The 15071-nt window shown below is 63.3% G+C and carries 13 protein-coding genes and 1 tRNA gene; 13 read left to right on the top strand and 1 reads right to left on the bottom strand.

The genetic code is table 11. The annotated features are described in order from the left end of the window. Positions 1–14: 14 nt before the first annotated feature. The 8 genes from AC07UC_RS19285 to AC07UC_RS19250 all read left to right on the top strand — a co-directional run bounded on the left by AC07UC_RS19285 (position 15) and on the right by AC07UC_RS19250 (position 7667). On the top strand, positions 15–563 hold the full coding sequence (locus AC07UC_RS19285; protein ID WP_494907067.1) for a histidine phosphatase family protein: 549 nt from the start codon (positions 15–17) through the stop codon (positions 561–563). A gap of 224 nt (positions 564–787) precedes the next feature. Next, positions 788–861, top strand: a tRNA-OTHER gene (locus tag AC07UC_RS19280). A gap of 414 nt (positions 862–1275) precedes the next feature. After that, positions 1276–2421: a slipin family protein gene (locus AC07UC_RS19275; protein ID WP_181179891.1), complete on the top strand. Its 1146-nt coding sequence runs from the start codon at positions 1276–1278 to the stop codon at positions 2419–2421. A 235-nt stretch (positions 2422–2656) separates the two neighbouring features. Continuing rightward, positions 2657–2950, top strand: coding sequence for an acyl carrier protein (locus tag AC07UC_RS19270; protein ID WP_027029416.1), 294 nt, complete (start codon positions 2657–2659; stop codon positions 2948–2950). A gap of 56 nt (positions 2951–3006) precedes the next feature. Then, positions 3007–4197 carry a beta-ketoacyl-ACP synthase gene (locus AC07UC_RS19265; protein WP_494907066.1) on the top strand — a complete coding sequence of 397 codons (1191 nt, stop codon included), beginning with the start codon at positions 3007–3009 and terminating at the stop codon, positions 4195–4197. A gap of 51 nt (positions 4198–4248) precedes the next feature. After that, positions 4249–5526, top strand: a complete 1278-nt coding sequence (locus tag AC07UC_RS19260) for a beta-ketoacyl-ACP synthase (RefSeq protein WP_140773050.1) — start codon at positions 4249–4251, stop codon at positions 5524–5526. Between the two features lie 115 nt (positions 5527–5641). Further along, complete coding sequence (locus AC07UC_RS19255; protein WP_056572508.1) at positions 5642–6670, top strand: zinc-binding dehydrogenase; 1029 nt, start codon at positions 5642–5644, stop codon at positions 6668–6670. A 13-nt stretch (positions 6671–6683) separates the two neighbouring features. Next, complete coding sequence (locus AC07UC_RS19250) at positions 6684–7667, top strand: lipid A biosynthesis lauroyl acyltransferase (RefSeq protein WP_181179889.1); 984 nt, start codon at positions 6684–6686, stop codon at positions 7665–7667. Between the two features lie 67 nt (positions 7668–7734). Here the strand turns inward: AC07UC_RS19250 and AC07UC_RS19245 are convergent, their stop codons facing one another. Further along, on the bottom strand, positions 7735–8166 hold the full coding sequence (locus AC07UC_RS19245; protein ID WP_140773044.1) for a L,D-transpeptidase: 432 nt from the start codon (positions 8164–8166) through the stop codon (positions 7735–7737). Positions 8167–8386: 220 nt separating this feature from the next. On the opposite strand from AC07UC_RS19245, the gene AC07UC_RS19240 reads away from it, so the two are divergent. From AC07UC_RS19240 to AC07UC_RS19220, 5 genes are all read left to right on the top strand, one after another. Beyond that, positions 8387–9664 (top strand): acetylornithine deacetylase/succinyl-diaminopimelate desuccinylase family protein, encoded by a 1278-nt coding sequence (locus tag AC07UC_RS19240; RefSeq protein WP_494907065.1) that lies wholly within the window; start codon positions 8387–8389, stop codon positions 9662–9664. 227 nt (positions 9665–9891) lie between these two features. Next, entirely contained in the window at positions 9892–11370 is a 1479-nt protein-coding gene (locus tag AC07UC_RS19235) for an ABC transporter substrate-binding protein (RefSeq protein WP_494907064.1), read from the top strand. 260 nt (positions 11371–11630) lie between these two features. After that, positions 11631–12578, top strand: coding sequence for an ABC transporter permease (locus AC07UC_RS19230; protein ID WP_494907063.1), 948 nt, complete (start codon positions 11631–11633; stop codon positions 12576–12578). Next, positions 12575–13444: an ABC transporter permease gene (locus AC07UC_RS19225; protein ID WP_494907062.1), complete on the top strand. Its 870-nt coding sequence runs from the start codon at positions 12575–12577 to the stop codon at positions 13442–13444. Before AC07UC_RS19230 ends, AC07UC_RS19225 begins: the two co-directional genes overlap by 4 nt. After that, on the top strand, positions 13441–15063 hold the full coding sequence (locus AC07UC_RS19220; RefSeq protein WP_494907061.1) for an ABC transporter ATP-binding protein: 1623 nt from the start codon (positions 13441–13443) through the stop codon (positions 15061–15063). Before AC07UC_RS19225 ends, AC07UC_RS19220 begins: the two co-directional genes overlap by 4 nt. The last annotated feature ends 8 nt before the right edge of the window (positions 15064–15071 follow it).

The following is a 15071-nucleotide window of genomic DNA, read 5'->3' as shown; positions in this document are numbered from 1 at the left end:
CTGGAAGGACCGCGATGATTCGATTTGCCCTGGCCTTGTTCCTGCTCGTCATTCCCGTCGCGGCCCATGCCACGGATGCCGGCTGGGCGTTGCTGCGCGATGGCGGCCATGTGGTGCTGCTGCGCCATGCCATGGTCACCGGCACCACCGATCCGGCTAATTTCGACGTCGACAGCTGCGCCACCCAGATCAACCTCTCGGCGCGCGGCAAGCAGCAGGCAAGCAAGATCGGCGCCTTGTTTGCCGCCCGCGCCGCTCCGATCGAGCGCGTGCTGTCCAGCCGCTACTGCCGCTGCCTCGACACCGCGCGCATCGCCTTCGAGGCCGAGCCGGAGCTGTTTGCGCCGCTCGATCTGCTGAAGGGCGACGATGCGCAGAAGGCAGCGCAGATCGCCGCCATCATGAAGGAAATCCGCGCCTATTCCGGTTCCGACAACCTGGTCATGGTCACCCATCTGGAAGACATCATGGCGCTGACCGGGGTTTCGCCGCGAGAGGGCGAAGCCGTGATCGTCGAGCCGCAGGGCGACGGCCTGCGTGTACTCGGTCGCGTCACCTTCTAACGGTACCGCGCTTCCAACGTTGGACGCAGTGTTGCCGAATTGCCACCACTGAAAAAAGCCGCGAATTCGCCCCGACAATGCCGCTTGCGACAACCCGTCGCAGGCTCTATAGCCGCGCTCCCGGTCACGAGAACCGAAGTGAGCACAACGGTTGGAGCTTTCGTCTCCGCCCGTGCAGGCGGCGTTGCCGCCCTGTATACGGCGCCGCTTTGGGGATTGGGGTCGCGGATGTAGCTCAGGGGTAGAGCGCCGGATTTGGGTCCGGAGGTCGCAGGTTCGATTCCTGCTGTCTGCACCACGGATAGCTCAGTTTGGTAGAGCATCAGATTTAGGTTCTGATTGTCGAAGGTTCGAATCCTTCTCCACCCTGCCACGGTGTTATCTGAAAAACGGTCCGGGGACTGGAATGCCGAAGACCCGACGGACGACCGAAGCCTTCGGGCCAAGGCCGTATCGAAAGGTTTGACGCCATCGGCTCGCGGCCAGGTCCGCGGTGACGGTCAAGGCGCGGTGTCGCCGGCAAGGCAGGCCACGGCTTGCCGAGCCCGCTTCGCTGCCCCGCGACCCGCTCCCGAAGACCCGCCACGGATTGATGCCACCAGTCCCCGGATCATTCGTGTCCGGACCATGACGACGTGAAACGAGAAACGAAGGGAAGATCGACGCATGACGTGACGCCTCGCATGGGGCCATGCCCGACAGGAGTAATAAAATGACGACTATTCTCGACAAGGTTCTTGGACGCCAGCGCGTCCTCGTAAAGGAAAACGAACGTGCCCTCACCCTCCACAAGGGGGAGATCAAGGCCGTCCTGCTGCCGGGCGAGCACTCGCTCGCCAATCGGCGCGGAAGCCTGGAAGTGTCGCGGCACGATCTGAAGAACCCGGAATTCGTTTCGGCATATGAGAAGGCGTTGTTCGACAAGCTCCCGGATGTGGCCGCGCGTCATTTCACCGTCGTTCGCACCGGGCGCACGGATGTCGCCGTCATCGAGCGTGACGGCAATTTGCATGCCGTGCTGGCACCGGACCGCAAGCTGGTGCTGTGGACGGATGCCGGTCCGTGGACTGTGGCGCTGATCGACACATCGGCCGATCTGGCCATCGATCCGGCGGTCATGCGCCGGCTCGGCCAGGCCCGGAAGGCGGAGTTGATGTCGGTCCACCCGGTCCTCGACGGGCAGGCCGGGTTGCTGTTCATCGACGGTGTCCTGGTCAGGACGCTTTCCGCGGGCGTGCACGGCTTCTGGAATGTCGGACGCATGGTGCAGATGAAGGTCGTCGACCTCAAGCGCCAGTCGCTCGACGTCGCCGGGCAGGAAGTGCTGACCAAGGATCGCGTGACGATCCGCGTCAATATCGCCGCCGAATACCGGGTCGTCGATCCGGTCAAGGCGGTGAGTGCCGTGAAGGACTTCTCTGAAGCCCTTTACCGCGCCCTGCAATACGCTTTCCGCAAGACGCTGGGCGCGCTGACGCTTGACCAGATCCTTGAAAAGAAGGTGACGGTCGACGAGGAAGCGGCAGCCAAGGTCCGTGCCGACATGGCCGAGATCGGTGTCGAGGTCAGCGATATCGCCCTCAAGGATGTCATCCTGCCGGGCGAGATGCGCGAGATCCTGAACCAGGTGGTGTCGGCCGAAAAGCAGGCCGAGGCCAATGTCATCCGCCGCCGCGAGGAGACGAACGCTACGCGTTCGCTGCTCAACACGGCCAGGGTGATGGCGGAGAACCCGGTGATGCTGCGGCTGAAGGAGCTCGAGGCTCTGGAAACCATCGCCGGCAAGGTCGAGCGGCTGACCGTCCACAACGGAACGGGCGGATTGCTCAACGATCTGGTCAAGCTCCGCGACAACTGATGGGATGTCGCCCAAAATTGGTTCCGGTTTTGGGAAAACGACAGGCATCGAAACAGAGACTGACGTGACGTAATGGGAAGGGCCGCCGGGTTGACCGGCGGCCCTTCTTGCGTTTCTTGGGCAGCCTACCCATCTGCGCCCGGACTATCAGGCCTTTTCCTGCCCGGAAAAACCGATTAGACAGCGCCCAAACAAGATGCGGACAGATTCCGCCCGCAAAGAAGGAAAAGCCCCGTTGTCCACCACGAATTCCACCACGTTCGACAAAGTCGCCAAGATCATTGCCGACACCAGCGAGATCGATATCGACACCATCACACCCGAGAGCCACACGATCGACGATCTCGGCATCGACAGCCTTGATTTCCTCGACATCGTCTTCGCCATCGACAAGGAATTCGGCATCAAGGTGCCGCTGGAAAAGTGGACCCAGGAAGTCAATGACGGCAAGGCGTCGACCGACGACTACTTCGTCATGAAGAACCTGTGCGCCAAGATCGACGCGCTGGTCGCCGCCAAGACCGCCTGACGTCAGTTGAGCGCGCGACCTTGACGCGCTCCGCCGCCTGACCCACAAAGCCGCCCATGAGCAGCCCCCGCGACGTCGTCATCACCGGTATCGGCCTTGTCTCCTCGCTGGGAGAAGGCCCTGACGCCCACTGGCAGAAGCTGGCGCAGCCGGGCCTGCAGCCGGTGCTCGAAGCCGCGCGCTTTGCGCCCTACACCGTCCATCCGCTGCCGGAGATCGACTGGAACCTGCAGATCGCCAAGCGCGGCGATCAGCGGCAGATGGAAACATGGCAGCGGCTCGGCACCTATGCCGCCGGGCTTGCGCTCGACGACGCCGGCATCAAAGGCAATGACGAGCTCAGCACGACCATGGACATGGTGGTGGCCGCCGGCGGCGGCGAGCGCGACGAGGCGGTCGATGCCGCCATTCTCGCCGCATCCGAGAGCCGCAACGACCGCGACGTGCTGCTTAATGAGAAGCTGACCACCGAGTTGCGGCCGACCCTGTTTTTGGCGCAGCTTTCCAACCTGCTCGCCGGCAACATCTCCATCGTCCACAAGGTGACGGGCTCGTCGCGCACCTTCATGGGCGAGGAAGGTGCCGGGGTCGCCGCCGTCGAAACGGCCGCCGCGCGCATCCGCTCCGGCCAGTCGACGCACATCCTGGTCGGCGGCGCCTTCCAGACCGAACATTCCGACATGCTGCTCGGTTACGAGCTTGCCGGCTATCTGCATCGCGGCCCCTGGAAACCCGTGTGGCAAAGACAGGGCGCCGAGGGCGGCGGCATCGTCACCGGATCCGGCGGTGCCTTCCTTGTGCTGGAGCAGCGCGAACACGCGACAAGCCGCGGGCGCAAGATTTATGCTGAACTCGGCCCGGTCGTCTCAGGCCGCGCCAGGCGGCCACGCGGAGAGCTCGATGCCGAGATTGCCGCGCTGCTCGGCCAGGCGGCGCTGCCGAACGGCAAGCTGCTTGCCCTGTCGGGCGCCTCGGGCGCGCATGCCGCAACCACTGCCGAGAAGGCAGTGCTCGATGCCAATCCCGAGATCGCCGCGCGCGGCTTCTCGACACTGACCGGACACATGAAGGAAGCGCAGTTTCCGTTCGCCGTGGCGCTGGCGGCACTCGCCGTCGACCGCAAGGCCGCTTACCCTGTTTTCGATGCCGCGGCCGAGAAGCCGTTCGAAGGCATTCCCGCAAGCGTCCTTGCAACGGCGATCGGCTATCACCAATTCGAGGGCATGGCGCTGGTCAACGCCGCCTAACGCGGCGCTCCGCGATCCATGCTGCAACGATAAACGCTCGAGGGCTCCCGGATGGCCAATCTGAACGATCACATGGGCAGGCCAATCGTCGCCGTCACCGGCATCGGCGTGGTCACCTCGCTTGGCGTCGGCAAGACCGACAATTGGGCGGCGTTGACCTCCGGCAAGTCGGGCATCCACCCGATCACCCGCTTTCCCATCGACCAACTGAACACCCGCATCTCCGGCATGGTCGATTTCCTGCCGTCGAGTTCGAAAGGTGCCAGCCCGCTCACCTATGAGCTGGCCGAGCTTGCGGGCCTCGAAGCGGTGACCGAATCCGGTCTTGATTCCAGCGACTTCGGCGGACCGCTTTTCCTTGCATCGCCGCCGGTCGAACTCGACTGGGCCGAGCGCTTCTCGCTCTACAATTCCGACAAGGACAAGGATGACACCGCCGCCGAAAGACTGCTTCGGGTGGCGCGCAGCTTGAAAGAGCTGGATATTTTCGAGACCACCCAGTTCGGTTCGATCGCCGACCGCCTTGCCGACCGCCTTGGCACGCGCGGTCTGCCGATCACCCTGTCGACGGCTTGCGCTTCGGGCGCCACCGCGATCCAGCTCGGTGTCGAGGCGATCCGGCGCGGCGAATGCGACCGTGCGCTATCAATCGGCGCGGACGGTTCCGCCACCGCCGAGGCACTGATCCGCTTCTCATTGCTTTCGGCGCTCTCCACGCACAACGACATTCCCGAAAAGGCATCGAAGCCTTTCTCCAAGGATCGCGATGGCTTCGTATTGGCCGAGGGATCCGGGGCACTGGTGTTGGAATCGCTTGAGGCGGCATTGGCTCGCGGCGCGACCATTCTTGGCGTCCTCAGCGGTTGCGGCGAGAAGGCCGACGACTTCCATCGCACCCGCTCGAAGCCGGACGCTTCGCCTGCCATCGCCGCGGTTCGCGCCGCCCTCGCCGATGCCGGCCTGAGTGAAGACGAGATCGACTATGTCAACGCCCACGGCACGTCGACTCCCGAGAACGACAAGATGGAACATCTGGCACTGTCGACCGTATTCGGCGAGCGCATAAGCTCCATGCCGGTTTCGTCCAACAAGTCGATGATCGGCCACACGCTGTCGGCGGCCGGAGCCGTCGAGGCGGCGTTCTCGCTGATGACGATGCGTGAAAGCGTCATCCCGCCGACCATCAACTACGACAATCCCGACCCGGCGATCGTCCTCGACGTGGTGCCGAACAAGAAGCGCAACGCCGAGGTTCGCAGTGTTTTGTCGAACTCCTTCGGCTTCGGCGGCCAGAACACTTGCCTTGTCATGGCGCGGGAACCGGTCTAAGCGAGCGCTTTCCACCAATGCATGTCGCGCAAAAGTGACCTTGGTTCTGCGACAACGACATGCATAAAACCAAGACCTGAAGCGCGACGCGCTTTAGAACAGAACCGACAGGCTTATGCGCGCACTGCAACTTATCGAGGACCGCCGTCTCGAAACGGTGGACCTGCCGCCCCCGCCGCCACCCGCACTTGGCGAAGTCACGCTGCGCATCAAGGCGGTGGCGCTGAACCACATCGACGTCTGGGGCTGGCGCGGCATGGCCTTCGCCAAGCGCAAGCTGCCACTGGTCGTCGGTGCTGAAGCCTCTGGCGAGGTCGAGGCGGTCGGCCCAGGCGTTTCCAGCCTGCTGCCCGGACAATTGGTGTCGATCTATGGCGCGCGCACCTGCGGCCTTTGTCGCGCCTGCCGCGAAGGCCGCGACAATCTGTGCGAACATGTTTCCGGCGTTCACGGTTTCCATCTCGACGGCTTCGCGCAGGAAAAGATCAACCTGCCCGCACGCCTGCTGGTCCCCGCCCCGCCCGGCGTGACCGACATTGGCGCCGCGGTGGCGCCTGTCACCTTCGGCACGGTCGAGCATATGCTGTTCGACAATGCCAGGCTTCAGCCGGGTGAAACCATCCTCGTCCATGCCGGCGGCTCCGGCATCGGCTCGGCCGCCATTCAGCTGGCCAAGCGGATGGGTTGCACCATCATCACCACGGTCGGCTCGAACGACAAGATCGACAAGGCCAAGGCGCTCGGCGCAGACCATGTCATCAACTATCGCGACGACCGCTTCGAAGGCGTCGTGCGCAAGTTGACGAAGAAGAAGGGTGTCGACGTCGTGTTCGAACATGTCGGCGCCGACACCTTTGCCGGCTCGATGCTGTGCCTGAAGCGCGGCGGCCGCCTGGTGACCTGCGGCTCGACCTCCGGCGTGTCGACGCAGATCAACCTGATGCAGCTGTTCCAGCAGCAACTGAAGCTGCTCGGATCCTTCGGCTGCCGCATGGAGAACATGGCCAACGCCATGCAGAAAATGGCGGCGGGACAGGTCGCACCGGTCATCGACACCGAGGTCGGATTCGACGATATCGACGCCGCGCTGAAGCGCATGGAAGGCCGCGACGTCTTCGGCAAGATCATCCTGCGCGTCGCCTAGAGCCTTGACCTCGGTGCTCAAGAAGTTTCGCCGCGACCTCAGATTTCGCTACGGCCGGCAGTTGCGCCAGGCGAACTACTGGCTGGTTGCGCGTGCGGCGATGATCATCCTTTCGGTGCTGCGTCTGCTGCCGGTCGACAGCGCATTGAATTTCGCCGACCGGGTCGCGCGCCTCATTGGTCCCCGGGTCGGGCGCCATCAGGTCGCCATCGACAATCTGCGCAAGGCCTATCCGGAAAAGAGCGAGGACGAAATCCAGGCCATCGCCTCCGATATGTGGGGCAACATGGCCCGCCTCGCCGCCGAATACATCTTCCTCGACGCCCTGTTCGACTATGACCCTGCCGCCAGCAAGCCCGGCCGCGTCGAGGTCAAGGGAACAGAGCATTTCGTCGAGATCGCCGCGGAGAAGCAGCCGCACATCGTCTTCACCGGCCATCTCGGCAATTTCGAACTGCTGCCGGTGGCAGCGGCAACTTTCGGCATGAACATCACGGCGCTGTTTCGCCCGCCCAACAATCCCTATCTTGCCGACTACATACTTTCGACCCGCCGCTCGACCATGGGATCGCTGCTGCCGTCGATGGCGGGAGCCTCGTTTGCCCTGGCGTCTGTGTTGGAAAACGGCGGCAATATCGGCGTCCTTGTCGACCAGAAATTCTCCAACGGTCTCGACACGACCTTCTTCGGCCGTCCCTGCCAGAGCAACCGTGTGCTCGGCACCCTTGCCCGCCACTATGACTGCGACGTCTATCCGGCGCGCTGCATCAGATTGCCAGGCAACCGTTTCCGGCTCGAGATCGAGGACAAGCTGGTCTTGCCGCGCACCGCTGATGGCAGCGTCGACGTCCACGCCACCACCCAGATGCTGAACGATGTGGTCGAGCGCTGGGTGCGCGAGGATCCCGGCCAGTGGATGTGGTTTCACAAAAGGTGGGAAATCAGCAACTGGCGGCGCAAGAAGCGGCCGAAGCCGGCTCCTGCCGCGAGCGCTTAGCCCAAGCTGCTGGCGAGAAAGCGACTTCTACGCCAGCTATTGATGCGACCGGCGAATCCGGGACGTTTCAGTTCGTCACGACAATGCGCGTGTTGCCGAAGCCCACTTCCCGCACCATCGAATAGAAGGCCGCGGCATTGGCCGTGTGCAGCCGCACGCAGCCATGCGAGGCCGGACGGCCGAGTTGCCTGACAGCGCCCGTCCCATGGATGGCATAGCCACCATGGAAGAACACCGAATAAGGCATCGGCGACATGTCGTATTTACGCGAATACCACATCTTGGCGGTTCGCTGCGGCCGATATGTGCCACGCGGGGTGAAATAACCCGAGCGGGCGGTCGACACGGCCCAGCGATAGACCTCCGACCCATACCGCACCGTCATCGTCTGCGACGACACGTCGATCTTCGCTTCCAACATCGCCGCGTAACTTGCGGACGGCGTACCCAACAGCGCGGTTGCCAACATCGCCGCTGCCACGAGAAAGAACTTCTTCATGCGATCAAACCCCTTTGATTGCCCCTTGCCTGCTTGCCATCACGTTGTTTTTCACCTTTTTAATGGCAGTGAACAGATAGCACACACTCCTTGATCAATTCCCCAATCCAAAGCAGCGAATTTGAACGATTTCCCGCGATAGTTGCCGCAACGACACGTCGCGCAGGCTTGATGCCTGGCGGGCTTGCAATGCAACACCGATCGCTGCTCAACTCTCCCGATGAACGAGAGACTCCTGCAAGCAATCGATGACAGGCGCGACGATGTCGTCGCGCTGACCGCCGACCTCATCCGTTTTCCGACCATCAACCCACCGGGCGAAGCCTACCGGCCATGCGCCGAATATCTTGGCGCGCGGCTGAGGAAGCGTGGTTTTGAAACCGAATTCATCCGCGCCGAAGGCACGCCCGGCGACACCGATCGCTACCCACGCGTCAATGTCGTGGCCCGTTTCGACGGCCGATCGCCCGGTGCCTGCGTCCACTTCAACTCGCATATCGACGTCGTCGAGGCTGGCGACGGCTGGACCGTCGATCCGTTTGCCGGCATCGTCAAGGACGGCAAGGTCTATGGACGTGGCGCCTGCGATATGAAGGGCGGCCTGGCCGCGTCGATCATCGCGGTCGAGGCCTTTATGGACGTCTATCCCGATTTTCCCGGTGCCATCGAAATATCCGGCACGGTCGACGAGGAATCCGGCGGCTTCGGCGGTGTCGCCCATCTGGCCAGCCTCGGCTATTTCTCCAAGCCCAAGGTCGACCACGTCATCATCCCCGAGCCGTTGAACAAGGACCGCATCTGCCTTGGCCACCGCGGTGTCTGGTGGGCGGAGATCGAGACCAAGGGCGAGATCGCGCATGGCTCGATGCCGTTTCTCGGCGACAATGCGGTGCGCCATATGGGCGCCGTGCTCAAGGCTTTCGAGGATGAACTGTTCCCGGCGCTCGACCGCAAGGTGACGCGCATGCCGGTCGTGCCCGAAGGCGCCAGGCGCTCGACCATGAACATCAATTCCATCCATGGCGGCCAGACCGAGGATTTCCGGCCGGGTCTGCCCTCGCCCAACGTGCCCGATTCCTGCCGGCTGACCATCGACCGCCGCTTCCTGCTCGAGGAAGATCTGGCGACGGTCAAGGGCGAAGTGACCGGCATTCTCGAGCGGCTGAAGCGCGAGCGCAAAAAATTCGATTACGAGATCCGCGACCTGATGGAAGTACTGCCGTTGATGACCGAGCGCGACGCGCCGGTGGTCAAGGCCGTGGCGCAAGGCATTCATGCGATCTTCGACCGCGAACCCGACTACGTCATCTCGCCCGGCACGTACGACCAGAAGCACATTGCCCGCATCGGCCACATCTATGACTGCATCGCCTATGGACCGGGCATTCTCGACCTCGCCCACCGGCCGGACGAGTGGGTCGGCATAGAGGACATGGTGGAATCGGCCAAGGTGATGGCGATCGGGCTCAACGTGCTGCTGCGCGGCACAATCGGATGATCGGCCTGCGGCGCAAAGACATTTCTCCTGCCGCGGCGCGACAGCACGAAACGCAATTTACTCCCGCGCGAAATCACGCTTCTATCCCTAATGCATGTCGCCCAAAAGTGACCTCGGTTTTGGGAGAACGACATGCATAAAAACAAGGACCTAAAGCGCGTCGCATGGATCCGTTTCAACGCGACGCGCTTTAGGCTTGAGCATTTGAGCACATGGGGAGTTCAGCGATGAAACTGTGGAAGACCCTTCTGGCCGCCGCCGTGCTGGCGGTCGCAACCGCCACTTCGGCGTTTGCCGCCCGGACCGATCTTGTCATCGGCATTCCGCTTGAACCCCCGCATCTCGACCCGACGGCGGGAGCGGCCGCGGCTATCAGGGAGGTCACCTACGCCAACGTGTTCGAGGGCCTGACCCGGATCGGCCCCAATGGCGAGGTTCTGCCGGATCTTGCCGAAAGCTGGACCATTTCCGATGACGGCAAGGTCTACACCTTCAAGCTGCACACCGGCGTGAAATTCCACGACGGCGCCGATTTCAGCGCCGACGACGTGAAGTTCTCGCTCGACCGTGCCCGCGCGGAAAACTCCATCAACGCGCAAAAGCAGCTCTTTGCCGCCATCGACAAGGTCGACGTGGTCGACCCCGCCACCGTGAAGGTGACGCTCACCCACCCGCAAGGCTCGTTCCTCTACAATATGGGCTGGGGCGATGCGGTGATCGTGTCGTCGAAATCCGCCGACACCAACAAGGAAAAGCCCGTTGGCACCGGCCCCTTCAAATTCCAAAGCTGGGCCAAGGGCTCATCGATCACCCTGGTGAAATCGGATCATTACTGGGGCACTCCTGCTTTCCTCGAAAAGGTCGAATTCCGCATCGTTCCCGATGCCGCGGCCGCGGTGCCGGCTCTGCTTTCCGGCGACATACAGGCTTTCCCCTTCTTCGATCCCGACAGCGTCGCGCAGATCAAGGATGATCCACGCTTCAAGGTTGTGGTCGGCGCGACCGAAGGCGAGACCATCCTGTCCATCAACAACAAGAAGCCGCCTTTCGACAAGCTGCAGGTCAGGCAGGCGATCTCCTACGCGCTCGATCGCAAGGCAATCATCGACGGCGCCTCGGCCGGGCTCGGCCTGCCAATCGGCTCGCATATGTCGCCGGCTAACAAATATTATGTCGACCTGACCGGCCGCTATCCGCATGACGTGGCCAAGGCCAAGGAACTCCTCAAGGAGGCGGGACTGGAGAACGGCTTCAAGGCCACGTTGAAGCTGCCGCCGACGACCTATGCGCGGCTCGGCGGCGAGATCATCGCCTCGCAGCTACGCGATGTCGGCATCAACCTGGAAATCATCCCCGTCGAGTGGGCGCAGTGGCTGGACCAGGTGTTCACCAAGAAGGACTACGACCTGACCATCGTCTCCCACACCGAGCCGAACGACATCGATATCTACGCGCGCAAGGACTACTACTTCAATTACGACAACCCTACCTTCAACAAGGTCATTGCCGATCTGGAGCTGACGTCCGACGAGGCAAAGCGCAAGGAATTGTATGCGCAAGCGCAAAAGATCCTGGCCGACGACGCCGTGGTGGGCTTCCTCTACGAACTGCCCAAGGTCGGGGTCTGGGACGCCAAGCTGCAAGGGCTGTGGGAAAACGCACCGATCCCCGCCAACGATCTGACCAAGGTGAAGTGGAGCGAGTGAGGCTCTTCTCGGTTTCGTCATCCTAGGGCGAAGCAGGCGCGCAGCGGCTGCGTAGACCCTAGGATCCATTCCGTGACTTACGAGCGCCCCCCCGGGGCGCAGAATCTGGGAGACGCAGCAGTGGAGACAGAAGGAGGCGCTGGTTTTGGACCGTCGCGCTCTTTGATCTCTGTCACGGCATGGATCCTGGGGTCTTCGCGACGTCGCTTCGCTCCTGCTTCGCCCCAGGATGACGACGTTACTGTCGTCCGGCGCCTCCCATGACCGCCTACCTCCTCAAGCGGCTCGCCATCTCGCTCGCCACGCTGGTGCTGGCCTCCATCGTGGTGTTCGCCGTGCTCGAAATCCTGCCGGGCGATCCGGCGCGGCTGATGCTGGGCATGAACGCGAGCGCCGACCAGGTGGAGCTCTTGCGCAACCAGATGGGTCTCAACGCGCCGCTGGCCTGGCGTTACCTTCATTGGGCCAGTGGCCTGCTCAGCCTCGATTTCGGCCGCTCCTACACCTATTCGGTGCCGGTCATCGACCTCGTGCGCGAACGCCTGGCCGTTTCCCTGCCTCTGGCGCTGATCGCGCTCGCGCTCTCCACCCTCATCGCCATTCCGGTCGGCCTGTTTTCCGCCAGTCGGCGCGGCCGCGCCGGTGACACGATTTCCATGGGCGCGGCACAGCTTGGCGTCGCCGTGCCCAATTTCTGGTTCGCGCTGATGCTGATCTATGTCTTCGCCGTCTGGTTGCGGCTGGTGCCGGCAGGCGGGTTTCCCGGCTGGGGAGCCGGCGCATGGCAAGCCTTGAAATCTCTGCTTCTGCCGGCGGTCGCCCTTGCGCTGCCGCAAGCAGCGATCCTGGCGCGTGTCACCCGCTCGGCCCTGATCGAGGTACTGAACGAGGACTACATCCGCACCGCCCGCGCCAAGGGCCTGCCCTATCGCGCCGTGCTGTGGCGGCATGCACTGCGCAACGCCATGATCCCGGTGCTGACCATCCTCGGCTTGCAATTCGCCTTCCTGCTTGCCGGCACCATCATCATCGAGAACGTCTTCTATTTGCCCGGCCTCGGCCGGCTGGTGTTCCAGGCGATCACGCAGCGCGATTTGATCGTCGTCGAAAGCGTCGTCATGCTGCTGGTCGCCGCCGTCATTGCCGTCAACCTCGTTGTCGACCTTTCCTACGCGGTCGTCGATCCGCGCCTGAGAGGCCTGCAATGACCTTGCACCTCGATATCCCCGAGGAGACATTCAGTTCGATTCTGGCCAAGGCGTTCCGAAACACGGCTTTCGTCACCGGCTTCGTCATCACCTTGCTGATCCTGGCGATGGCTGTAGCCTCCTATGTCTGGACGCCTTACGACGTGACGAAGCTGATCATTGCGGACAAGACGCAAGGACCTTCGACGGCGCACTGGTTCGGCACCGACCATTTCGGCCGCGATATTCTATCGATGATCATGGTCGGCGCCCGCAATTCGATCGCCGTGGCGCTCGTCGCGGTCGGCATCGGCATGGGTATCGGCGTGCCGCTCGGTGCCTTTGCCGCGGCACGCGGCGGCTTGGTCGACGAGGCGCTGATGCGCGTCAACGACCTGGTCTTCGCCTTCCCCGCGCTGCTGTCGGCCATCATGATCACCGCCATCTTCGGGCCGGGCGCGGTCAACGCCATCATCGCCATCGGCATCTTCAACATCCCGGTCTTTGCCCGCGTCGCCCGCGCCGGCGCGCTGGCGATCTGGCCGCGCGAATTCATTCTTGCCGCGCGCGCAGCAGGCAAGAGCAGCACGCAGATCACCGTCGAACATGTGCTGCCCAACATCGCCACGCTGCTGCTGGTCCAGGGCACCATTCAGTTCGCACTGGGTATCCTGGCCGAGGCCGGGCTTTCCTATCTCGGCCTCGGCGCGCAGCCGCCAATGCCGAGTTGGGGCCGCATGCTGTTCGACGCCCAGACCCGCATGGTGGTGGCCCCCTGGATGGCGATCTTCCCCGGCATGGCGATCGTCATCACCGTGCTTGGGCTCAATCTTCTTGGCGACGGCATCGCCGATATTCTCGACCCGAAATCGCGGCGGCAGCGATGAGCCTGCTGGAGATCGAGAACCTGTCGTTGTCCATCGGCGACACGCGGATCCTGAAAGACATGGAGCTTTCCGTCGCGCCCGGCGAGGTCATGGGGCTGGTTGGCGAATCCGGCTCCGGCAAATCGATGACCGCGCTGACGATGATGCGGCTTCTTCCCCATGCAGCGCGCGCCACCGGGCGCGTCTCGTTCGACGGCATCGATATCCTGGCGGCAAGCGAGGACCAGATGTGCGCGCTGCGCGGCGACGACATCGGCATGGTTTTCCAGGAGCCGATGACGGCGCTGAACCCGGTCAAGACCATCGGCGAACAGGTAGCCGAGGGCATACGCTGGCACACCAAGGCGACGCGCGCGCAAGCCGAGGAGCGGGCGCGAAAAATGCTCGACCGGGTCGGTCTGCCCTCGGCAAAATTCCCGATGTCGCGCTATCCGCATGAACTGTCCGGAGGCCAGCGCCAGCGCGTCGTCATCGCCATCGCTTGCGCCTTGAAACCGAAACTGCTGATCGCCGACGAGCCGACGACGGCGCTCGACGTCGTGCTGCAGGCGCAGATCCTGGACCTTCTGCGTGACCTCGTCGCGGAGAGCCGCATGGGCCTGCTGCTGATCTCGCATGACCTCGCCGTGGTGACCGAGATGGCCGACCGCATCACCATCCTGCGCCGCGGCGAGGTGATGGAGGCCGGAGATACCGCGCGCACGCTGTCCGAACAACTCCACCCCTATACGCGCCAGCTGGCGCAAGCCTCGATGCATGTGCCGGCACGCGCCAGACGACATGACGCCAGCCAGGGCAAGCCCCTGCTCCAGGTCGAAGGTGTAACCCGCGACTATCGCGGCCGCAGCGCCTCGCTGTTTCGCCGCACGCCTGACATCCGCGCCGTCGACGACGTCTCGCTGTCGATGACGCCGGGCCAGTCGGTGGCGTTGGTGGGCCGCTCCGGCTGTGGCAAGTCGACGCTCGCGCGCATGATCCTGGCGCTGGACCGGCCGAGTTCAGGCATGATCCGGTTTCGCGGCGAAGCGATCACCGGCAAGAGCGAAGCCGAACTGAAGCCGGCCCGGCGTGACATGCAGGTTGTCTTCCAGGATCCTTACGGCTCCTTCGACCCGCGCCAGAAGGTCGAAAAACTGGTCTCGGAACCCTTGCATGTGCTGGAGAAAAAACCAACGCGCGCCGAGCGCCGCGAGATGGTGGCGCATGCGCTGCACGAGGTCGGCCTCGACCAGCGCGACATGGAGAAGTACCCGCACGAGTTCTCCGGCGGCCAGCGCCAGCGTCTGTCGATTGCCCGCGCCATCATCACCCGCCCCAAGCTGGTCGTCGCCGACGAGCCGGTCTCGGCGCTCGACGTCTCGATCCGCGCCCAGATCCTCGATCTGTTCGCCGAGCTCAACCAGAAGCTCGGCATCGCCTACCTCTTCATCACCCATGACCTGACCGTCGCCCGCGCCATCACCGACGAGGTTCTGGTGATGCATGAAGGCAGGATCGTCGAGCGTGGCAAGACGAACGAGGTGCTGGACCATCCCCAATCAGAAGCGGCACGGGCGCTGGTCACCGCCGCGCCAGACCTGCACCGAGCGATCGCCCGGAAGATGCAAGAGCAAGGGTGAGCGGGATG

The organism is Mesorhizobium sp. GW821-FHT04C10 (genome assembly GCF_059420305.1).
This window is presented reverse-complemented; position numbering and strand designations above follow the sequence as displayed.

Coding starts and splice junctions, on each gene's coding strand:
- AC07UC_RS19245 (WP_140773044.1), bottom strand. CDS start 8,166: ATGAAGAAGTTCTTTCTCGTGGCAGCGGCGATGTTGGCAACCGCGCTG.
- AC07UC_RS19255 (WP_056572508.1), top strand. CDS start 5,642: ATGCGCGCACTGCAACTTATCGAGGACCGCCGTCTCGAAACGGTGGAC.
- AC07UC_RS19260 (WP_140773050.1), top strand. CDS start 4,249: ATGGCCAATCTGAACGATCACATGGGCAGGCCAATCGTCGCCGTCACC.
- AC07UC_RS19230 (WP_494907063.1), top strand. CDS start 11,631: ATGACCGCCTACCTCCTCAAGCGGCTCGCCATCTCGCTCGCCACGCTG.
- AC07UC_RS19235 (WP_494907064.1), top strand. CDS start 9,892: ATGAAACTGTGGAAGACCCTTCTGGCCGCCGCCGTGCTGGCGGTCGCA.
- AC07UC_RS19265 (WP_494907066.1), top strand. CDS start 3,007: ATGAGCAGCCCCCGCGACGTCGTCATCACCGGTATCGGCCTTGTCTCC.
- AC07UC_RS19275 (WP_181179891.1), top strand. CDS start 1,276: ATGACGACTATTCTCGACAAGGTTCTTGGACGCCAGCGCGTCCTCGTA.
- AC07UC_RS19220 (WP_494907061.1), top strand. CDS start 13,441: ATGAGCCTGCTGGAGATCGAGAACCTGTCGTTGTCCATCGGCGACACG.
- AC07UC_RS19285 (WP_494907067.1), top strand. CDS start 15: ATGATTCGATTTGCCCTGGCCTTGTTCCTGCTCGTCATTCCCGTCGCG.
- AC07UC_RS19225 (WP_494907062.1), top strand. CDS start 12,575: ATGACCTTGCACCTCGATATCCCCGAGGAGACATTCAGTTCGATTCTG.
- AC07UC_RS19240 (WP_494907065.1), top strand. CDS start 8,387: ATGAACGAGAGACTCCTGCAAGCAATCGATGACAGGCGCGACGATGTC.